Origin of the sequence: Terriglobus roseus (assembly GCF_900105625.1) — a bacterium.
Lineage (GTDB): Bacteria > Acidobacteriota > Terriglobia > Terriglobales > Acidobacteriaceae > Terriglobus > Terriglobus roseus_B.
Map to the genome: position 1 here is coordinate 268,694 of NZ_FNSD01000001.1, position 21,658 is coordinate 290,351.

The following is a 21,658-nucleotide window of genomic DNA, read 5'->3' on the forward strand; positions in this document are numbered from 1 at the left end:
TCGTCTGCCTTGCCAGTCGGTGCACGCGAGACGCGAAACGCTTCACCTCATGGAGAGTTCCTGTATCCCCAGACTTCACCTTTGCACGCACGGCGGGGACTAGTCAGAGCGGGTCTAGCATACGGTGGCATGGTTTTCGTGGAGAATCGGAGTTCGACGGTCATCGAAGACATAGAGACGCAGATTTCCCTTTGCTGTGTCACAGTGGCAGTGAGTGGCTTGAAAGTCGTTTGCTCCTACGAGCGTCGTCATCGAGAAGGCGATGCTCGTTGTTTAAAGGGAAGACCGATTGACTGCGTCGAGATCGTTGCCCTTCATCGAGATCGCTTCCAAACGAAGGGTGCTCTTCCTGGAATGCAATGGACACGAACGGGGGCCACCGGCACATCCGGGCCCATTGACTTCATCAGAGCAGTTTGGGAACGCGAAGCTCAGAAGATCCGGGCGACGTGGTCCCGAAGCGTATAGAGCTGGGCTAAATAGGGCATCGGGGAGCTTTAGTCCAAAGCACGCGAAGGATCTACGGCGTCTGCGGCGTCTGGATGCATTCGCACAGGAGAAATGTGCTGACCGCGATGCCCACGCCATCCCGAGCCAAATCTTCTGAGCGTGTCTACCGTCCGGATATCGACGGCTTGCGTGCTGTTGCCGTTCTCATGGTTCTCGGTGCGCACTTTCGCACGCGCTTCCGCGGCGGATACGTAGGTGTTGATATCTTCTTCGTGATTTCCGGCTACCTCATCAGTGGCCATGTGATCTCGCAGCTCGAAGTCGATTCCTTCTCCATTGTCGGCTTCTACGAACGCCGCATCCGACGAATCTTTCCAGCACTGGTCGTGGTCTTGATCTTCACAACTGTGCTCGCCTGGCACTACCTCTTCCCTGCGGAATTTAGCGACTATGCGAAGTCGCTGCTTGCGGCGATTTTCTCTTACTCCAACCTGCTGTTCTGGAAGCAATCTGGCTACTTTGATGCACCAAGCCAGACCAAGCCGTTGCTTCACACCTGGTCCCTTGGAGTTGAAGAGCAGTTCTACATCTTCCTCCCGATTTTTCTGATTGCAATCCGCCGTTTCGCCCGCCAGCACATGAGGACAGCGATCTACCTGGTCTCAGCGCTTACCTTTTCACTCTCCATCTACTGGGTGCGTCGCGATGCAACCGCGGCTTTCTTCTGGGCACCACTGCGCGCGTGGGAGCTGCTGATTGGCACCATCATTTCGCAGCATTACTTGCCGGTGATCAAAGATTCATTTGCTCGCAATGTCGCGTCTGCCACTGGTCTCATCACGCTGCTGGTGGTAGCGCTCCGTTACACGGATGCGACGTCTTTCCCAGGGGTCGCGGCACTTGCACCGTGTGTCGGAACGGCGCTCATCATCTCTGCCGGCGAAACCGGATCGTCAATCGTCAGCGGGATCCTGAGCTTGAGGCCGGTTGTCTTCCTCGGCACGATCTCCTACTCGCTTTATCTCTGGCATTGGCCTCTGCTTGCCTTCAACAGCATTGGAGACCTTGTCATCGATGGCCCACCTTGGTCACGCTCGTTGAAGAGCGCTCTCTTCGCGCTGTCAACCGCAGCTGCAGTCCTGTCCTGGCGCTTTGTGGAGCGGCCATTTCGCGAAGGATGTTTTCTCTCTACGAGGAAACCTTTGTTCCTTTGCACCGGAATCGCTGTCGCTTGCTTCACGATGGCTGCAATGGCTGCGATCAATTCCGAGGGAGCACCATCGCGCTTCTCTCGACCTGCTCTCGATGCGGCTAGCTATCTCTCCACGGACGTAGAGAAGTCTTTCGGAGACGAGTGTTTCCTGGGAGGTTCGGATTCCCTCATAAAGTTGAATCAGCCCATCTGTCTGCACGCGAGCTCATCCGGTACGTCTTATCTCCTTTACGGTGACAGTCACGCTGCGCAACTCTGGCACGGGCTGACCCAGATCTTTCCCGATCGCAACATATCGCAAGCGACAGCCGCTTTCTGCACACCATACGTACATCAACCCTCTGGAGTTCGCCTTACTTGCGTGCAGCTCAGTGATCTTATCTATCGCGACTACCTTCCCAGACATCCCGGACAGACCGTCATCTTGAGTGGCCGATGGGAGCGTCAGGACCAAGTTGCGATTGGCGATATGATCGATGCCATTCACGCAGCAGGTTCCGAAGTGATCCTGCTGGGCCCCATGATTTACTACACGTTGCCTTTACCAAGACTCATCGCCGAGTCGATTCAGCGAAGACAACCTGGTTATGTGGAATCACACCGCGACCTTGAGGCGCAGGTCCTGGATCAAGAGTTACAGCACCTCGCCCAGACGATTTGGAAGGTACACTACATATCTTTCTACCAAGACCTCTGCACGCCCGTTTGCCCCGCGTATGCAACTCACGACGTTCCTATGCTCTTCGATGCTCACCACTTCACGCCGCAAGGATCCATCGCATTCGCACTCGCGATGAAGGCACGCAACCAGCTTCTTTGACCTTGGAATGTATGTCGGCTTCCTAATCTCTTCGAACATCGCAACCTTGTTCTGGTTAGCACCGGATGCCGCGATTTTCCGTGCGGCTCAATCCGTCGAAGTACGGATGCTGATCTCCAAAGGCGTCTGAAAGCTTCCGGTTAGCAAATCCGTATCCGAAGCGGGCGCAACACCTTCGCGTGCGAGAAGGATTGATAAGACAATCTGATCTCGATTCGTCAGCGCTAGATCAGCGTTCGCGACACGCAGTCTACTTCGCTTCTCAGCAGCAAATCTGGAAATGCAGGGTGGTCGTTCATTTCACGTTTTTTCCCGTTCATACATGCTGACTTCTACATGCAAGGGATTATCTTCGGGTTTCTTAAAACTCAGGGAGGCGGTCTTAATACTTACGTTTCCCTCGACACATTTACTCGTGCATTTATGACCCTTAGGATCGTTACATTGGGCGAGCGCGCTCAAAACAGCATTGAAGACGTACGCCCCCCGGTATGAAACCAGACCCACCAGTTCAGGTTGGGTTGGTTACGAAACCACACTCACGTCCGGCTTCGCCGGCTTAATCAATCACCTCGGCGAAAGGATGCGCTTGCATCTGCGCGCCCTATGCAAGTCTGTGCGTTCCTGCGTTGCGGTTCATGGAAACTCATTGAGAAAATTCCCCGTTGTTGTGCTGTTGTTCCTCTTGACTGTGGTCTTTCATCGTACTGCGAGTGCTACGGCGACCGTAGATATTGCGGTGGGATCCGCTACCACGATTCCTCTCAACACCCACAGCAGTCTCTCCGGCATGTGCGATGACGCCAATGGTGCCACGTATGACCTGGGCTGTGTCGTCAGCGGAGGATACGCCACGTACAACCTAAGCGTGCAGCAAGCAGGCACTTACAACATGACGCTGAATTATGCCAGCCCCGTCGGAGGTACATCTGCGGCGATTCTGGTAAACGGTGTGAAGGCAGCAAGCGTCGCGTTTGCAAATACAAACGGATGGGGGAACTATGTGAATGCGGCACCAGTCGCCGTTATTCTGCCAGCCGGCCAGGTCAGCTTCACAGTGTTGGCACAGAACTCCGGCTTCAACCTGGATGGCGTCATGCTTACGCCAGCGATCCCCACGATCACAGCCAGCGGTTCCACACCAATTCCGTTGCAGGGATACACTGCAATCTCTGGAATGTGCCCTGACGCTAACGGAGCGACTTTCGACTTGGGTTGCGTGCAAGCGAACGGTTATGCGACCTACGCGCTAAACGTTACGCAGGCAGGCAATTACACCGTCACTGCGACGTACGCCAGCCCGACTAATGATTCAGCCGCTTATCTACTGGTAAACGGTAGCGTCGCGGCAAGTGTGTCCTTTCCAAACACCGGCACGTGGTCAAACTACATCAACGCGTCACCTGTGACAGTCACATTACCGGCGGGGCCCGTGACCTTCAAGGTACAAGCGCAAAGCGCCGGTTTCAATCTTGCTGGGTTGGCGTTTGCGTCGGCCACCTCCGCTGCTCCCATTACGCCATCTCCAACGACAACTACCTTGCCCGAACCGACGCCGATCGCCTGGTGGAAATTTGACCAGAACAGCGGAACATCCGCAGCCGATTCAATCGGAGGCTCCACGGGCGCTCTGCTGAACGGTGCGTCGTGGACGTCGGGTGCAAGCGGTAACGCGATCGCAGTGGGGAGTCCTTACTACGGTGGTGGCGGCGCGGTCTCATTACCGGTCAGCCTTCCACCGACCTTCACCCTTTCATTCTGGGCCAAGGCAAATGGCTATAGCAATGCCACGAACATCGAAAACAATGTTGTGTTGGGCGGTGGCACGTACCAGACCAATGGCTTCCGAGCAGGCTTCAACAGCGAAGGCGTCTTTACCTTTTGGACGACGGAGTCGGGCGGCACGCTGCAGCTATCGGACATCCAGGCAGCGCCCGTGGGCACATGGAATCAGTTCGTCATTTCCTACCAGAACGGCACAGCCGCCCTTTACCGCAACGGTACGCTGGTTTCCACCGCGAACGGAACCTATGTTCCCGGTGCAACGTCCATCGGTATCGACACGGGTGTAGGCGGCGTCAATACGTTCTGGGGTGCCGTGGATGATCTCCGCGTATTCAATGTGGCGCTGCCCGGAACCCTGACAAATAACTTCGGGACGTTTGGATCGTCGCAGAACCAGGTGATCGCTACCTACACGCCGAAGTTCGACGACGGCACAGTTCCGGCAAGCTACTTCGGAATGACAGTTCACAGTCTGGGCCAGCCCAATATTGCCGGCGCCACTAACACGACGCCGTTTCCACCGTTCTCGATAGCCACATTAAGATTGTGGGACGTGGCCTACTGGCAACAGATCGAACCATCGTCCGGCCAGTTCAACTGGACCAACATGGACAAGACCATTCTTTCGGGTACACAGAACGGAACGACGGATTTCATTTTTACCCTTGGTCATGTACCGGCCTGGGCATCCAGCAAGCCCACGGACTACACCTGCAGCGAAGGTCCAGGGTCCTGCGATTATCCAACCATGGCCGCCTTCGATGACTTCCTGACGCACGTTGTGCAACGTTACTGCGGGACGGTGAAGTACTACGAAGCATGGAATGAACCGGATAACTACACGTTCTGGAATGGCACGAACCAGCAACTGCTTGAGATCGCGAGCCATGTCTACAGCATCGTGAAGAGCCCCGCCAATTGCGCGATCGGCGGTGTCAACCCCAACCAAGTGCTCTTGCCGCCCGTGTCTTCAACGGGGCTGCAGTCCCTGTCGTGGCTGGATAGCTTTCTCGCAGTAGCAGGCTCAAAGTATCCCTACGCCGATATCACGGCCTTTCACGGATATGGCTATGACAATTCTCCTGAGGGCATCACGCAGGGAGTGGCTGCCTTCAAGCAGGTGGTGCAGCGGTATGGACTGGGAAATCTGCCGATATGGAACACTGAGGCAAATTGGGGAACACGCAACGCGTATGTGTCGCAGGACCAGGATGCCGCATGGCTTATGCGGTACTACCTGGCGCAGGCGGGTACAGGCGTTTCGCGCTTTGTGTGGTACGCCTATGACAACTGCGCATGGGGCCCGCTGTGGGGATCGTCGTGCGACGCCTCAAACAAGCCTTTGGACAGTTGGAGCGGCATACGTCAGGCAGGCCTGTCATTTGGCGTGCTGGAGCAATGGATTGTCGGCAAGACTGTGAGCGAATGCGATCGCTATCAGAACGGCCTCTGGTCGTGCAGGGTGCAAGGCGCGTCCGGCTATAACGGCTGGATCGTGTGGAGCACATCTGGCAGCCTCCCTGTGACTGTGCCTTCCGGCATGACAGACTACCGTGACTACCTGAACAATACGCACTCCGTCCCGGCGGCACTGACAGTGAGTAGCCTGCCTCTACTGCTGGAGAATTAGCTTCATGGAATAACGACCATGCCCGTTCACAGGACCTGTGAACGGGCATGGTCTTTTTAGTACAAACTCGTTGTCTAGAGGATCGAACCCGGGACACCCCAGAACGAATCCTGTTGTCGCAGCCACTCCACCGTGCTGCGTACGCCTTGCTCCATGCTGATGGGCGGCATGCCCAGCACCTCGAAAGTGGGACCCATCGGTGTGAGATAGTCCTGCGTCATACTGTGAAAGCGAGAGCTATAGAGCGGCGGCTTTGCGCCACAAATTACCAATGCATCGCCCGCCAGAGCCAGGGCACGCATCACTGCGCGCGGAACGGTGCGCACCGACTTCCCTGTCAGTGCCCGTGAGAACGCATTGGTCCACTCGATAATTTCGATTGGCTCATCGCCAACGTAAAAGACTTTGCGATCTACCTTGTCGCGTTCTGCTTCGAGGATTGACATCACCTGGTGTACGACATTGCCAACGTATCCATAGCATCTACGCACCTTATAGCCGCCCGGATGGACATAGCGCCCCTGTCGCAGCACACGCCAAAACTCCTGTGGGTATCGCGGATGCTTTGGGCCCCAAATATTCGTTGGACGGATGATCGTCCATGTTGCGGTAAGAGGTGCGCGCCAGACCGCCTGCTCGCTCAAGACCTTACTTCGACCGTACGGTGTGTGCGGCCTGTAATCGAAGGCATCGCGCGGAGGCGCGCCAGGCCCCACGACAAACTGGCTTGAGGTGAAGACGACTCGTTCAAGATCGTGGCATTCCTGCAACGCTACCAGCAGATTCGCCGTGCCCACGTGGTTTCCAGGATAGTCGTCGGCGGTGGAACCATACATGTCTGTGCGGCCTGCAAGGTGAACGACATGGGTCGGTTCAAAATCCTGAACGGCGCGAATCAAGCTCACTTTGTCGAGCAGATCCGCCCGCTGGAACATGTACCAGTGCTCGCGCTCCGGTGGGGGAACAAGGTCAAGATTCAAGACACTGTCCTCTCCGCGCCGTATAACCTCATCGATGAAGTTCGAGCCGATGAAGCCGCTGCCTCCCGTCACCAATATGCGTCGCGCCATAAGTGCTTCACTCCCTATGAAGATTGTGCAAGCGGATTCCGGCGGGTCGGCGCAAATATGTCTCGCAATCCGCTGAGTGACGGCAACAGTCCGAAGAAGGACGTTTGAGGCCTTTGCAGGTTGTTCTTCGGCCCCTGGTGCGCGAAGCTGGAAACTCTGATCGAGTGCAAATTTCATTCCGTCAGAGAGGAAGGCCGGTTGAAGATTCTTTCCGTTAACAATACTTCGGACCTTTACGGTGCAAGCCGTTGTATGGAACGGCTCTTCCGACAGTTCGTTCTGGCCGGACACGAAGTACATGCTGTCCTGCCCGGCACCGGTCCGCTCGTGGCACTGCTGCGATCGAGCGGTGTTCAAGTCCATATTCAGCCCGGAATTTCCATCGTTGATCGCGCACGCATGCGCACCGCCTGGGGCGTAGTCAGCTTTGCAGTGTCAACGCCTTTGTCCGTGCTCCGGCTTGCGTGGCTCATCGGACGTTTGCGTATCGACGTAGTTCACACCAACACGGTGGTGATGCCCACACCCGCGTTTGCCGCGTACCTCATGGGTGTGCCGCATGTCTGGCACGTTCGCGAAATCCTTTCGGAGTTTGAAGCCTTTTGGAGACCCTTTCAGCACGTGGTCACCGGCTTATCGAACTCCGTGATCGCTGTCTCACAGAGTGTGCGACAACAGTTTCTACCGGGGCTGCAGCATCAAGTCACAGTCATCTACGATGGGCTTGGCGATGAAGCAGCAACGGTAAACGAGGCGTATAGGACCGCACTCCGCGAGCGCTTCTGTGCGGATGCGCTCCTTGTTGGCGTGGTGGGTCGTATCAAATTCCATCGCAAAGGCCAAGAGATTCTGGTGCAGGCCGTTAGCCTGCTGAAAGGCAAGTACCCGGAGGCGCGCTTCCTTGTGGTGGGATCGCCACCACCGAGGTCCCCGGACGAACTCGGCAGGCTGTCAGCGCTGATGGAAGAGTGCGGCGTGCGTGAGCGCTTCACGCTGCTGGGCGAGATCGACGATCCGGCCTCGCTGTTTGCCGCATTGGACATCACCGTGGTTCCCTCGGTACACCCGGAACCGTTCGGTTGCGTCGTGATTGAAGCAATGGCAGTGGGGACGCCAGTCATCGGCAGCGACTGCGGCGGCATCGCGGAGCAGATCGTAGACGGGCAGACAGGCCTGCTTTTTAAACCGGGTGACGCGGCCGCGCTTGCAATCGCACTTGACAGGATGCTCTCGGACGCGGACTTACGCTATCGCATGTCACAGCAGGCATCGATTCGAATGAAAACCTGCTTCCGCACCGAAGATACCTTCCTTGCGACTAACGTCATGTTCCAGTACGCCATGGGGACAACGAGCATCCGTAACACCGGCTCGTAGCAGTCATCTGTATGACTTAGCACACGCGGCAGCAAATCCAAGTCGGAACCGCCGAGATACCTCGACGCAAAGGGCATTTCATCGTAGCATTCGGCGGACGCTGCACTGTCGACTTCAGCCGGAACGCTCACAAGCCACGGTCCCCTACACTGTTCGTGCGTGCCTCTCTTCACCCAAGTTAATCGTCGTTCCGTCTGTGGACGCGCGGTCGGAATCTCTAACACGCTTCTGATTGAATCGGCTCCAGGGTGACCGTTTCTCTGGGTAGGCTGCGAGGAAGTGAGCTATGCGTCATGTTGAATCATGGCAGTGGTCATTTGCGATTCTCCTGCAATGGGGAATGTCTGGCTACCTTGCTGCAGGCATGATAGCGAACGCGCAGACCGATGCGACACGGTCTAAATGCCCACCAGAAAAGAGCGGCCTTTGCCTTCGCGAGGACTATCACATTCAATTGAGTGATGTCATCGAAATCCATCTGCCTTTCTCGCCGGAATACGATGAGACAGCAACGGTGCAGCCAGATGGTTTCATTCGCATGCACGAGGCTTCTCCTGTGCACGCGGCCGGCATGAAGGTGACGGATCTCGAATCTGCAATCGCGCAGGTGTATCGCCCCATCCTGCGCGATCCTGTCGTGTCCATCGTTCTGAAGGACTTCCAAAAGCCATCCTTCTTTGCTGGAGGCGAGGTCGGCCATCCTGGCCGCTATGAGCTCAGGAGCAACATCACGCTGATGCAGGCAATCACTGAGGCCGGTGGGCTGATCAGTGAACGTTCCAGCAGGAAGCAGATCATTCTCATGCGGCCGGAAGGCAACAGCATGTATCGGACAAAGGTCGTGGATGTCAGCGCGTTGATGAAACCGTCCGGTATGCACGAGGACCTTGTGATGCAGCCGGGCGATGTGATCTATGTCCCACAAAAGAAGATGGCGAAGATTGCCCGCTTTTTACCCACTCCGAGCCTCGGAGCTTACTTGGGGCCGGGTGTCTTTTAGGACGCCAACTTTGTTGCTATAGGAGCATGCGATGCTGTTGCTCGAATCAGACTCGTCCCTTCTGCCTACGGCACGGGATATGGCGGCTCGCATTTTTCGCCAGCGATATGTCGCCAGCATCGTCATATTGCTCGTAGTGCTGTTTTTTTTGCTCAGTGGTCAGTTCCGCCCGAAGTATATGGCGGAGATGAAAGTGTTGGTCCGCAAGCAGCGCGTCGACCCTGTCGTGACCACAGGCAACAACAGCATGCCGCAACTTCTTCAACTCAATGTCTCGGAAGAAGAGATCAACTCCGAGATGTCGTTATTAAAGGGTGAAGGCTTGCTAAAGCAGGTAGCGCTTCAGTCGGGCCTGGTGGAGGGATCGACGTCCGACCCGGTGAACATTGCTAAGGTCCTGCGCAAACTTAGCAAAAACCTCGAAGTCTCCGTGATTCCAAAGACCAACCTTATCTCAGCGAAGTACGAGGGCCGCACGCCAGAGAAAGCACAGACTGTCCTCAAGAACCTTGGATCACTTTTCTTGTTACAGGCACGCGAGACGCCGGGACGCGCTTATGAGGTGAAGTTCTTCGAGAACCAGGTGAAACAACACCGCGAGGCACTCCGGGAGGCAGAAGCCAGGCTCAACGAGTTCACGCAGCGCACCGGCGTCGTCTCCGGCGACCTCGAGCGGGAACTGTCGGTACGCAACCTTAGCGAAGTACGGCAGCAGCAGAAGCAGACTGCAACCGCACTGTCGGAGGTGCACGCCCGGGAGAAGGACCTGGTCTACGAGATGGTTGGCCAGCCAGAGCGCATTCCCACAGAAAACATCTCACGGGACAACCCGCAACTATTGCAGCAATTGAATACGACGCTGCTGCAGCTTCGGCTGAAGCGCCAGGAGTTAGCCAACAAGTACGACGACAGCTACCGACTCGTACGTGACGCGGACCGCGACATCGCCGTAACGGAGCAGACCATTGCAGCCCAGGCGCAGGCGCCAGTTCGCGACCTGAGCTCTAACGTCAATCCAATACACCAGTCGATCGAACGTGATCTGCAGCAAACACGTACAGAGCTTATGGCATTGAACGCGCGTGCAGGTCAGCTTGCGGAGACTGCAGCATCACTCAAGCAATCTGCAGAGAACCTTGTAGGCCAGGACACCGAGCAGAACGAACTGATGCGCACTGTAAAGCTCGAAGGGAATCAGTTCCAGCTCTACCACGACAAGCTCGAAGAGGCGCAGATTACGGCGGCCCTCGACAGCAATGGAATTCTGAATGTAGCGATCGTTGAGCCACCCGAAGAGCCTGCGCTACCGCAGCGCTCGATTGGAGCGGTGCTCGGCATCATGGCTTTCACATCAATTGTGCTCAGCATGGGGACCGCGTTTCTATACGACGTTCTGGATCCAACCGTTCGCACCCGCGGCGAATTAATCACCACGCTGGATCTGCCTGCGCTTGGCGGTTTCCACCGCGAGCTCTATCTCGAGGGGACCGATCGATGATGACAAAACTTGCAGTGCACACGGTGACGCGAGAAGAGACGGAGCAGACTGCCATCGATGGCGTAAGTCCGGTGCTCCTGCGTCCCTTGAATAAGGCCTCACGCGCGGAGATTGAGCGGCTGGCGCGGGTGCTGTTTCGGGGTGCAGAGGGCAGCGCGCGGGCCATCCTGCTAGCGAGTCTTGAAGACGACGGGGGCTCGTCCGAATGGGTCGCGCTACACATAGGCCACGCACTCGCTTCGAACGGCAGCCCCACGCACGTGCTTTGTCTTCAACAGCGCTCCGAGGCTGAACCTGCCGACAGATATGAGGTTAGTGTGGTGCTATCGGAGCGCTGTAAGGCCGTGTGGGTCGATGAACGCGGGACTCACGAAGACACGTCACGGCAGGTTGGGCTGCACCTTATCGAGGCACGCAAGTGTGGCGCGCAGGCGATTGTCCATGTGTCCAACCTTCTGCACAGACCTGGGGTTCTTACCTGCTCCCGCCTACTCGATGGAGCCGCACTCCTTGTACGCTCTGGCTATACGCGTAAGTTGTCGCTGGCTGCTGCGAGGCAGCAGATTGCAGCGGCGGATCTCGCAGTGCTCGGCGGTATTCTGACCGACCAGACCCATCCCATACCAGAAAAGATCTACCGGATGCTCTGATTTTGCGACGCTGCATCTCGGGTGTCGGCTTCAACTCAGCTCGCATTCACGAATCATGATGGCAGAGCGTGGACCGCATCGCTTACATGCTGCGCCAGAAGAGCAGGTCTCCCGGCAGATGCAAGCACCCATCCACGGTGCTTTAACGCATCGTAAGCCAGTGACACTATCACCGCATCCGCGAAGAACGAGTAGAAAGTGAAGATGGGACCGATCGCTGACAAGATCACGATCATGCAGTGCAGCACCCCGACACGCACAATCCACACACGCGAGCCATGCAGGCTGATGAAAGCCACACGGACGTATCCAAACGTAAAGAACAAGCCACCGAGCACGCCTCCGTCGAGCACGATTTCCAGCAGTCCATTGTGCGCCTGCCCAGACCAATAAACAGCCTTCAACAATTCTTCGCGTGCACCTTCGAAACCGTAGCCAACGAGGACGCCATCGGAAGCGAGTTCCAGTGTCTTTTTCCAGACGAGATCGCGGCCGTCGAGTGTTGAGACTTCGTGGCTGACCTTGTCACCGTAAATCTGCGATGCCGCGACCGTGACATAACGTGCTGGGATCAGGTCGACCACATCGCTGGCTGCGAGCACCGCGCCCACCACGATCCAGGACAGTCCAATAGCAGCCAGAGTGACGCTCTTTACACTCCACCGCCGCTCCATCAAGTAGCCTGCGACGGCAAGGAAGAGCAGCGCCGCAGTTGCAGTTTTTTCCCCTGCGAGGATATTGATGGTCAAGAGGAATGCCTGCGATATCCAGCGATAGCGACCGCCCAGCAGGCGCCCCAGCAGAAACATCAGCGCACTCGTCTCGGCAACGGAATTAGGGTGCATGTCAAAAAGGGTGAGGCGGTTGCGGTGAGTCCATTCCTCAGACAGGATGAGCGGGTATCGTGACGGAAACGCAAGCGCCACCGCCAGCCCGAGCAGCGAGAGGGAGATGTAGCCCGCGTAGATACCCCTCAGAAAGCTCCACGTCAAATTGATCTGGGCCATCCACGATGCCATGGCCAGCACGGCGAAAAAAAGCGCTGTCTTCGTGACGCTAAGCGATGGGCTGAAGGATCGAAAGGCGGAGGCAAGCGTTAACACGCCGAATGCAGCGAGGTAAGCCATAGCAGGCTGAGGCGGAACGCGTCTGTGCCCGCGCCAAGACATAATCAGCGCAACCGCAAAGGCCAACGCCACAGATCCCGTCTCAAGCACCGCCTCCAGCCCGAGCGATCCACTCAGTGGGTCACGTTTGATGAACTTCCAGATAGAGACGCTATAGATGAACCCGGCCAGCACGCCGAGCCGAGCGTCCCATCGCGCGGACATCCCCCTTGTCATCCGGACAGGCCCGGTAACCCGATGACTCTCGGCGCGATTGACTACGGTGGACATGGCAGCACTCCGCACGAAATCTTTCATCCTGCCTGCTCCTCTGCTCCAGGCACGAATGTCTGCTTTACGCTCCACGAATATCTAAGCGCATACAGTGCAAGCGCCACGCCGCAGACGGCGCGTGTCACATTCACCAGCAGCAGACCGACCGCTGCAGCAGCAAGCCCCTGCCGGTACACCATCGGAAGCGCAATAAGCCCGGCAGCCATGAATCCAGAGGACTGCACCCAAAACAAGCCTCTCGCACGTTCCATCCCACCCAGTACCGATGTGCTGATGAGTGCAACCACCTCGAAGCTCCAAGCCATTGCCAGGGTCCGCAGCTCCGATCCGAAGGCTACATAGCGCCCGTGCGAGCCGTACAACAGCGAAAGGACCTGGGGGCCGGCAGTCCCCACCAGTAGCAGGTAGGCCCCGGTGAACACCGCCGTAAGGAGAATGTAGCGATAGCCTTCGCGCGGGGAGTCACCCCGAGTTCGCGCGAAGCTTGCGGTTATGAGACTGCCCATGCTCAGCAGGACCGGGTTCGCCAAGGCGATGATCTGAAATAGCGCCTGATAGGTCGCCACTTGGCTTGTCCCATGGCGGAGCGCAATCGCCCATGGAAAGGCCTGGAGGGTAAAGAATCCCATGATCCGGGCAGGTACCGCCCACCTTCCCAGGCTCCAACAGTCACGGAACATTGTGGTCATCGACGCAACGGAAGGTCGCTGGAGCCGAAGCTGCCACAGTTGCACCAACAGACCCAGCAAGGAGGTACCACCGACGACGCTCCATGCCAGTGGTACGGAAACATGATGTGCGCGGCAGAGCATCCCGATCACAGCAGCCTGGCCAAGATAGCTGATCGAGTCGCCCGGCACCGCTTCACGCTGCCGCAGCTGCGATTGGAAGGCTCCGCGGAGCGTGTCCTGAAGCTGCCACAGCAGAACCGCCAGAGCCAGCGGCACCGCCAGCGCCGGTCGTTCCATTCCAACACAGACACCAAACAGTATTAACGAGTTCAACAGCGAAAGAGCACCGGTCGCGCCCATGGCGCTGGCGACCAGATCACGGAAGTGGCGTGTGTTCGACTGGGCGCCTCTCACGCAAAGCGGGTAGCCGATCACCGACTGCTGCATCGTATTCAGAAAAATCGCGGCGTTCAGTATCAGCGCGTACACGCCGAATTCATCGGGCGGCAGCGTACGGATCAGCAGGAGCGTGGTGCAGAAGTTACCAAGGCTCACAATGGCCTGATCAACCAGGCCCCATGCACTATTACGAAGAGCCTCGGCCCGGCGCAGGCGAGGCCGAGATTGAACTGGCCCTAAGCCTTCCTCTACTGCCTTCATGGGCTTAAACGGCGTAGCTTGCAGCGGACGAGGATGCCCGCCCAAGAGAGGCTTTTGGTGCAGGCAACGGAGCGGGCACCGCGCTTGAACAGGTAGGCGGTCGAATCGCTGCCTTGCGCGTGCGCGACGGCGTAGCAGCGACGCTGCTGGTGGAACGAGCAGTGTTGGCTGCAGATTGACGCGAGGGCGCGGGAGATGGCCTTCGTGATGCGTTCGTCGCGTAGGCCATCAACTCCGTGCGGCTCGAGACTCCGAGTTTATCGAACACATGGAACATGTAGTTCTTCACAGTGTGTTCACTCAACTCAAGCGTGGTCGCAATATCTCGATTCGAAAGCCCGTCCATCACCAGCAGCACAACTTCTTCTTCCCTGCCTGTCAGTAGCTTCAATCCCGCAGCGTCAACGATATTCAGCTTGGCACTTCGCTGCGGCGTGGTTTCAAACGCGGTCATCACCCAACCGATCTCTTCGTTGCTGGCCCAGATCTGTCCCCGCTCAACGCAGTCGACGCAACGACACAGCAGTTCGAATTCCACGTGTGGCAGCGATATCACACCGCGCGCGCCCTGGCGGAATGCGTCCACAACGACATCCCTATCGCGAAGCTCGAGCAAGGCGACCAGCTTCGCATGAGGTAGTTCGCGAAGCAGGCGGCGGAAGAGGTTCGGCTTCGGAGTAGCGACGGCCAAAGCGGGACTAACCAAGGCGATATCAATGCACTCCCGGTCTATGATGCCGGAGATCTCTTCGGCAGAATTAATATGAGCTACAACACGGAAGCGCGGACTGGCGCTCAGCGCAACTTTGAGTAAGTCCAGCATCAACCCTTTCGGAGATGCAATCAGGATATTGATCACGTTCTTCACGTTAAATGTCCTCGCAGAAGGGCTTAATCAATCGGTAGATACCCCCACCGCTCGCACAAGATGACCATCGAGTTCGCCGTCAGCTCAGAGGGGCCGCGTCCGCAAAGAGTCTGAAACCCCGCGAATTCAGCCTTACTGCCTCTGTCTCCGCTCGCACAGAAGCGCCAATCAGCAGGTCCGGCAGTCAGCTTTGCATGTCAGGGGACTTGGGACCATGCAGTTCAGAAGCTCTTTATTGGTGAATGATGGGATGAGTCTCCCATTGCCTGTGCTTGCTGTCAATGAAATGACTCTATCTGTAGGCCACGACCTACTAAATTCGTGGAATGCACTAACCACGCAGAAGAATCGGTGAGATTCCGATGGATACACTCGCGCCAGCGACCGGCCGTGTCGTTCCCTGCAGATCGGTTACAGTGCGAACGTGCCACTCCGCAGGTATGTTGAAGAACATCAAAGAGTTAACATTCCAAACTATCCATGAGCGCCCTTCGGGGCGGTTCAGGGCGCATGTCCATGTGCCGCCCAGTTGCGCCTTACATGGCTTCATGCTTGCGCCAAGCATCCAAAACCGCGTTGTGGCATATGCCCTCGCCGCGGAGGTCGGAGCCTGCGTCTCTGCGGTCACCATCTCCAGCGTGACCCACTGGTGATTATCCCAGGCATACCAGTAGAGACGTTGCACACCCATGGGCCAGTTGACAATCAACGTGCGCGACACGAAGGCAGCCTTTTCCTCCTGCGACTGAAAGACCTTTGGCTTGGCCCATCCGGTCTCTGTGTCCCACAGGGGTTTGTTGCCGATGCCGTGCATCTTCATGGCATGCCGCACGGCCTCCCCCAGCGGCAACATTTCTTCGGGTGGCAACGGATTGACATACAGGTGGTACCCCACTGCATCGACATAGCGCCCCGCGCCCAGGGCAAGATATTGATTGAACCAATCGATGCCATTGCTTGCCGTGGCCGACGCAGATACCACCAGTGCACCAGGATCCACCTTCTTGATGATTCCGTAAGCTTCGCGTGTCATCATCACAAGCTGCGGTACGGTGCCGCTGAAAGCATCTTTGCGATTTGGTTCATTCCAGATCTCATAGGCTTCGATGCGACCCTTGTAGCGCGTTGCAACAGCGCGCACATAGTCCCTCCACCACTGCATATTGCTTGGCTCAGCGGCGTTGCCGGGTTGGTAATCCGATTTCTCTTTCGGGCGCGCAGTCGCCCACGCGGGCGTCAATCCCAAGGTCAGCAGTATGTGAACATGGTGTTGCTGCGCCAGGGTTACATACTGGTCGAGCCGTTCGAAATGCCACTCGCTATACCTGGGCTCGAGGTCGGGCCACGCGACACCCGCATCCCATAACATCCACGAGCGAAATGGCGTGTCGGGCCAAGGCGTACCCGTGGCAGCGTTGTGGATGTGCATGCCAAAGTACTCTTCGGGTAGAGGTTTCTGTCCGCCAGCCGAAGGGGCAAGCAGACACAACAGAAGCGAGAAGAGATGCAGGCACACATGAAGCCTGTGGTGTATGGAAGATTGGATCTCTAGCGCGCTCAGGATGTTAACTCCTCGCTCTCCGTCAGGCTGACCGCGGCGCTCTCAAAGGCAGAGGTTTTCGATGTCCGTGCGATGGCCTCGACCACCGTCGCAGCGACACGCGGAGGCGCAATCTGCGCGATCATCTTCTTCGCGTTGTTCGACATCGCAACCAGGGTCTCCGGCGTCGCACCCAGGGAACGGTCGAGCGCACGAGACATATCTCGCACGTCCCACGGCGAAAACAGCCAACCGGTTTCGCCCTCGACTACCAGTTCGTCCGTGGCGCCGCTGCAAATGCTTCCCAGAACTGGGAGACCCGCAATCATCGCTTCGTTGACTACGACACCCCATTCATCGCCGAGGCTTGGAAAGACATAGATGTCAGCCTGCTCGTAGTGCTGGCTAAGGCCTTCCTGTGCTGTCCCCTCCAGCAGTTCCAGATCAAGATTCTCCGGTGTTCGGACGGCCTGAAGCGCTGCGTGCTCGGTGCCGTCACCGACGATGCGAAAGATCACTCGCTTGTCGGGGTGCTCAGCGCACCAGTGACTCAGCACCATGCAGAACGGCAGTAGGCCTTTGCGTTCGATCAACTGGCCCGTAAACAAAAGGCGTCGGACATCCGACGAAGGACTATAGCTCTCCCGCGTGAACAACCCAGAATCGATTGTGTATGGGACCGTAAAGATCTGTCCCTCGAATCCCAGGCTTCGGATATAGCTGTCACCGCTTCTACCGTTCACGAACACGGCGTCTGTGTGCTTCAGTATCCAGCGACGCACAGCGTGTCGGAGCTTCCCGCGCGCGACCTCGGTGTGCTCTGTTACATGCGCCCACACAATCAGGGTCACATCGGGATGTGCCATACGGTAAAGCGTGCTCAGCACGCTGCGCGCGCCACACTCTGTGGAGATGATCACATCCGGGGCAAACTCTCCTAGCTGTTGCCACGTGTCATAAGGAAGATTGATATAAGACACATCCCGGTAGCCATGCCGATTGCGAAAGCGGTGAGCCCAGTTGATCGACTTTTGAATAACGACGTCAACTTCACCTTTGGCCAGCGAGAATTTGTGGGGCTCGTCATAGGGTGAGGAGACAAAGACCCGTAGCTTAGTGAACTGGCGCGCAACGTTCTGGATTAGTGGCAGGCGATGGGGGGTAAGCACATGAGTCAGAACCGCAACCTTAAGGGCCACTTTGTTGTAGTCAAGGACCGCTTCATTGCTGCTCATAGTCACTCCTATGCAAATTAGCTTCGGGACATTGCCAGAGAAGCATTGGTTCAGCTCACCCAGGCCATCACAGGCTCGGCCAGGCTCCCGCCTGTAGCCTGCCGCAAGAACGAAAGTTCGGGACGGGGGGCGGTGCCGCCCTGTCGCCGCGCTGTCTGCACGTCACTCACGATTGAAGTCATCTCACGGCACCGGCTGTACTGTGTGTGTTCCGCCAGGATGCGGGCCCGCGACACACCGGCGATAGCGTGCCGCGCTTCCAGCGAAAGTTGCAGCAACTCATCACAGAGCCCGACGGTTTCTTTGACGTTGTGAGCGAGCCACCAGTCACGGCCCGGCTCCAGCAGCCGCTCCACGCCCGGCACGTGATAGTCCACCAACGGGACGCCGGATGCCGCTGCAATGAAAGGGCGGTCCGACGCATAGAAGTCGTAGTAGGCATTGGGCGTTCCACCCAGCACCACTGCTGACCGCTGATAGATCTGCTGCTGCTGTAAAAAGGGCGCGTATCCCTGCCACGAAGCGTTGCCCTCCCACCCTTTGCCGAAAAGACCGAAGCGCGGTCCGTAGCAGTTGGTCAGCGCTTCGACAAAGGCGACTCGCTTCTTCGCCACCCAATAGAAATGGCTTAACGGATCGCGAGACTGCATGCGGTTGCCCACAAACAGTACATCGAACTCAGGCTGCTTCGCTGGCTCCGGAGGCGGCGCGGCGAATCGCACCTGGCAGCAGCCGTGTGGCATTAGCACCAGGTTCTGACTACCGTTCGAAATAAGCTGCTGGGCGAGGTAGCCCATGCCAGTCAGAAACGTGAGATCACAAAGCGCACTTGCAGACTGGAAAGCCCGCGGAACACGCCGCGTCCAGCGACCATACGGATCGCCCAAACTGCAGAACACGATTGGTCGACCCGGTAGCTGCTTCAGTCGCCGAATTCCCCCGCTTGGGTCGGGCATGGACACGTGGAAAAAATGCAGAAAGATAGCGTCTGCCTTCATCTCCTTTGCGGCAGCGCACGCCTTATCCCATACCGCCTGCCAGCCCTCGCGTCTTGCGATGCCTACGTAGCCGAGTCCACGATGCATCGCAAGTTTTCCTTCATATACGAGACGCTCGAAGCCGTCATAATACCCGGGATGATCTGTGGCGGGATCATCCGCCTGGTAAAGGACCAACAATCTCATGTGGCCTCATTTCGAGGACGCTTCCGCGTCAGCATTGACATGCATTTGTCGGCTCATAGGTTTTGCACGGTCTCCCACCCTGCCGGGTAGAGATCAGGAAAATAACTATCCGGCGTGTTTCCCCAAAAGCGTGGTGCGAAGACACGCTTGTCAGACTTTTCGTTCAGCCAAGCTCCCCACCAAGAGAAACTGCTGTTGGCAATAATGTGGTGACGGTATAGCGACATCAGCATCATCTCTTCCTGCGCGGTGTCCGGGCCATTGCCTTCGACGAATATGCAATTAGCAATGCCGCCCAGTAATTCGCGTGCTTTCGGAGGATCGTCAGAGAAAACCACTAACGTGAAGCTGCTGTCGCAAGCCGCTTCCAGCGCAACGATCGCACGCTTGTAGTACTCCCACGAGAGCACCTGGCTCACTGTCTTTTCATTCCCGGTCGCGTGCCGAATCAGTGTGTAATCGCCCATGCGCACGTGCACCGAAACCGGACACAGCAGCCTGCGGATTTTATCGGCGAATCTGAGGTTGTGCTCCTTGAGTGGCTGTTTCAGCGCGAACTGCTCACGCACTTGCGGCGCGACTGCCTCAACATAAGCAGCGGCCTGCCAGTACCCAACGAGATACGCACTCCGCTGCAAGGACGTACCAATGCGAGCCGGCTGCCAAGTGTAGGCTTGTGGCTCCTCGAGTGCCTCCGCGCCAAGCAATGACCGGAGCATACCGCGCAAGCGCCTCGTCTTTGCGCTTCGCGACACCAATAGGCGGTCGAGGATTCCGGCCTCGCGCACGGGCGCAGTTATACAGAATTCGCTCAACTGGAACGGCCGCCTGTATCCGTTCCACTGCTGGTGCGCAGCGATTGGTTTGAGCACCTCCAAGGTGCGAGAAAACTCCCGCGCGAAGTATAGGCCGGCAGCATATTCAAACATCTGATTACCCAGGCCGCCATCGCAGTTCACAATCAACCGCCCTCGATTCCAAGCACCTTCTTTCGGAAGCGATGGCGCAGCCTCTACCTCAGTCGCCGTCTCCCTCTCGTCCGCCAAATCAAGTACAGAGGGCTTCGTCATGCGACACCCACTTCCTCTTGAATCTGCACCACCGCTGTTCTGCCGCGAACCCCTCCAAAGACGCTCGCCCACGGCTGGAACATGCTGTCGTAGAAAAACATCCGATACAGCAACGTTCCAACTGCCAGGCCCGCGAAGATCAGCAGCAGCAGACGAAACAGCAGCGGCGTATCCGGGCGGAAGCGGCTGATGCTGGTCTGCAGTGTATAGACCACTCCACCGACTATCGCGCCGCAGAGCGCACCAGGTACCCAGGAGTTCAGCAGTTTGAAGAGGCTCGTTCCGAGCGAACGCGCACTGAGCCAGTGCAGCCAAAGCGTGCGCAAGAACTGCAGTACAACGAAGACGTACGCGACCATCACGATCCCGCGCGGAGCGGCAACCACCGCAGAAGCTGCAAGGACCATTCCGTAGAGCACCTGAACGATCAACTTCGCCCGAAACCGACTCAGCACTTCGAGTTGAATCGTCGGCAGGTGAAAGCTCGCATCCAACGCCGCATCGATACAAAGCGCCTGGTAAACCGGTATGCTGCCTGCCCACTGCCTGCCGAAGATGGCAGGGATCAGCGTAGGGGCGGCCACCGCAGCTCCGATGCACACTGGCAGGATTACCCCCATTAACTGCTGCTCGCTACTCTGCAACATACTGCGGCACTCGGCCAGCGTACGCTCCGCGGCGCGCGCAATCGATGGATGAAACACACGCGAGAGTCCCGTCGAAAGCGCGTAGATAGGTTGCATACTCAGCGTAAGGCTGCGGTTATAAAGTCCCAGCACTTGCGGGCTCACCAAGCGGCCAAGAACCAGTGTGTCGGCGGAGCCACTCAGTGCCTCAACCATCGTAGTGACAGAAACCTTTGCGCCGAACCCGGTGATATCCCGGAAGTTTTCGCGGACGAACGTTAGCCGCACCGAGTGACGCCGCGCAATGTAATAGCCAATGGCTGCGAACAGCGTCTGCGAAACATTACTCGCCACCAGCGCCCACACGCCATAGCCTTTCATCGCCAGCGGTAAGCCTAGACCAAACGTTGAAAGTAGATAGGCCGCGATGTCACAGATGGCGAGCTTGCGGATCTGCAGTTCACGCCGCAGCAGACCACCGGCAATCATCGCAAACGATTGGAACAGCAGGTTCAAGCCGAAGGCAATGATGATGCCCGGAAGTCTCGGCTCGCGGAAGTAGAGTGCCAACCCGTGCGATGCCGCGGCGAGACCAGTGAAGCCGACCAGCCCTGTAGCCAGGCTTGCTGTGAGTGCGGCTTGGATGTTCCCTTCCGTAAGGTCCGGCCGCTGTATGATGGCACGATCCATGCCGAGTTGGGTGAAGTACGACGCCAGATTCGAGCAGACCATCGCCATCGCTGCCAGGCCATAGTCACTCGGCTTGAGGAAGCGCGTGATCACGGTTGCAGCAATCAATTGCAGTGAGGCCGTGGAGAGCGTCGAGATGTAACTCCATCGAAGGAGGGATTCCCTGCTGTTACTGCCCATGTATTCCTCTTCCTGCTGACTCGTCCGCTGCTGACCGCGCG

General features: G+C 57.4%; 15 protein-coding genes. 6 read left to right on the forward strand and 9 right to left on the reverse strand.

All coding sequences use genetic code 11. The annotated features are described in order from the left end of the window. Nucleotides 1-563: 563 nt before the first annotated feature. Complete coding sequence (locus BLW03_RS01045; protein WP_074651948.1) at nucleotides 564-2,483, forward strand: acyltransferase family protein; 1,920 nt, start codon at nucleotides 564-566, stop codon at nucleotides 2,481-2,483. Nucleotides 2,484-3,132: 649 nt separating this feature from the next. Continuing rightward, on the forward strand, nucleotides 3,133-5,898 hold the full coding sequence (locus BLW03_RS01050) for a LamG-like jellyroll fold domain-containing protein (RefSeq protein ID WP_170834914.1): 2,766 nt from the start codon (nucleotides 3,133-3,135) through the stop codon (nucleotides 5,896-5,898). A gap of 74 nt (nucleotides 5,899-5,972) precedes the next feature. Here the strand turns inward: BLW03_RS01050 and BLW03_RS01055 are convergent, their stop codons facing one another. Further along, complete coding sequence (locus tag BLW03_RS01055) at nucleotides 5,973-6,968, reverse strand: NAD-dependent epimerase/dehydratase family protein (protein ID WP_074651950.1); 996 nt, start codon at nucleotides 6,966-6,968, stop codon at nucleotides 5,973-5,975. 198 nt (nucleotides 6,969-7,166) lie between these two features. Between BLW03_RS01055 and BLW03_RS01060 the strand changes: the two genes are divergently transcribed. The 4 genes from BLW03_RS01060 to BLW03_RS01075 all read left to right on the forward strand — a co-directional run bounded on the left by BLW03_RS01060 (nucleotide 7,167) and on the right by BLW03_RS01075 (nucleotide 11,493). Further along, nucleotides 7,167-8,345, forward strand: coding sequence for a glycosyltransferase (locus BLW03_RS01060; RefSeq protein WP_170834915.1), 1,179 nt, complete (start codon nucleotides 7,167-7,169; stop codon nucleotides 8,343-8,345). Between the two features lie 286 nt (nucleotides 8,346-8,631). Then, nucleotides 8,632-9,345 carry a polysaccharide biosynthesis/export family protein gene (locus BLW03_RS01065; RefSeq protein WP_083350228.1) on the forward strand — a complete coding sequence of 238 codons (714 nt, stop codon included), beginning with the start codon at nucleotides 8,632-8,634 and terminating at the stop codon, nucleotides 9,343-9,345. A 31-nt stretch (nucleotides 9,346-9,376) separates the two neighbouring features. Next, on the forward strand, nucleotides 9,377-10,843 hold the full coding sequence (locus BLW03_RS01070) for a GumC family protein (RefSeq protein ID WP_074651953.1): 1,467 nt from the start codon (nucleotides 9,377-9,379) through the stop codon (nucleotides 10,841-10,843). Then, a complete protein-coding gene (locus BLW03_RS01075) occupies nucleotides 10,840-11,493 on the forward strand; it encodes a hypothetical protein (RefSeq protein ID WP_074651954.1) in 654 nt (217 codons plus the stop codon). The genes BLW03_RS01070 and BLW03_RS01075 overlap by 4 nt, the downstream gene beginning before the upstream one ends. A gap of 53 nt (nucleotides 11,494-11,546) precedes the next feature. Here the strand turns inward: BLW03_RS01075 and BLW03_RS01080 are convergent, their stop codons facing one another. The 8 genes from BLW03_RS01080 to BLW03_RS01115 form a co-directional block, all read right to left on the reverse strand. After that, nucleotides 11,547-12,917 (reverse strand): O-antigen ligase family protein, encoded by a 1,371-nt coding sequence (locus BLW03_RS01080; protein ID WP_083350229.1) that lies wholly within the window; start codon nucleotides 12,915-12,917, stop codon nucleotides 11,547-11,549. Then, nucleotides 12,914-14,224 (reverse strand): oligosaccharide flippase family protein, encoded by a 1,311-nt coding sequence (locus tag BLW03_RS01085; protein WP_074651956.1) that lies wholly within the window; start codon nucleotides 14,222-14,224, stop codon nucleotides 12,914-12,916. The genes BLW03_RS01080 and BLW03_RS01085 overlap by 4 nt, the downstream gene beginning before the upstream one ends. A gap of 4 nt (nucleotides 14,225-14,228) precedes the next feature. Continuing rightward, nucleotides 14,229-15,092, reverse strand: coding sequence for a response regulator transcription factor (locus tag BLW03_RS01090; protein ID WP_139285050.1), 864 nt, complete (start codon nucleotides 15,090-15,092; stop codon nucleotides 14,229-14,231). A gap of 331 nt (nucleotides 15,093-15,423) precedes the next feature. Then, nucleotides 15,424-16,521, reverse strand: a complete 1,098-nt coding sequence (locus tag BLW03_RS01095; RefSeq protein WP_074651958.1) for a GH39 family glycosyl hydrolase — start codon at nucleotides 16,519-16,521, stop codon at nucleotides 15,424-15,426. Nucleotides 16,522-16,649: 128 nt separating this feature from the next. Next, nucleotides 16,650-17,867: a glycosyltransferase family 4 protein gene (locus tag BLW03_RS01100; RefSeq protein ID WP_074651959.1), complete on the reverse strand. Its 1,218-nt coding sequence runs from the start codon at nucleotides 17,865-17,867 to the stop codon at nucleotides 16,650-16,652. Nucleotides 17,868-17,917: 50 nt separating this feature from the next. Further along, entirely contained in the window at nucleotides 17,918-19,051 is a 1,134-nt protein-coding gene (locus tag BLW03_RS01105) for a glycosyltransferase family protein (protein ID WP_083350230.1), read from the reverse strand. 53 nt (nucleotides 19,052-19,104) lie between these two features. Then, nucleotides 19,105-20,121, reverse strand: coding sequence for an alpha-1,2-fucosyltransferase (locus tag BLW03_RS01110; RefSeq protein WP_074651961.1), 1,017 nt, complete (start codon nucleotides 20,119-20,121; stop codon nucleotides 19,105-19,107). Further along, a complete protein-coding gene (locus BLW03_RS01115; protein WP_212733104.1) occupies nucleotides 20,118-21,617 on the reverse strand; it encodes a lipopolysaccharide biosynthesis protein in 1,500 nt (499 codons plus the stop codon). Before BLW03_RS01115 ends, BLW03_RS01110 begins: the two co-directional genes overlap by 4 nt. Between the last annotated feature and the right edge of the window lie 41 nt (nucleotides 21,618-21,658).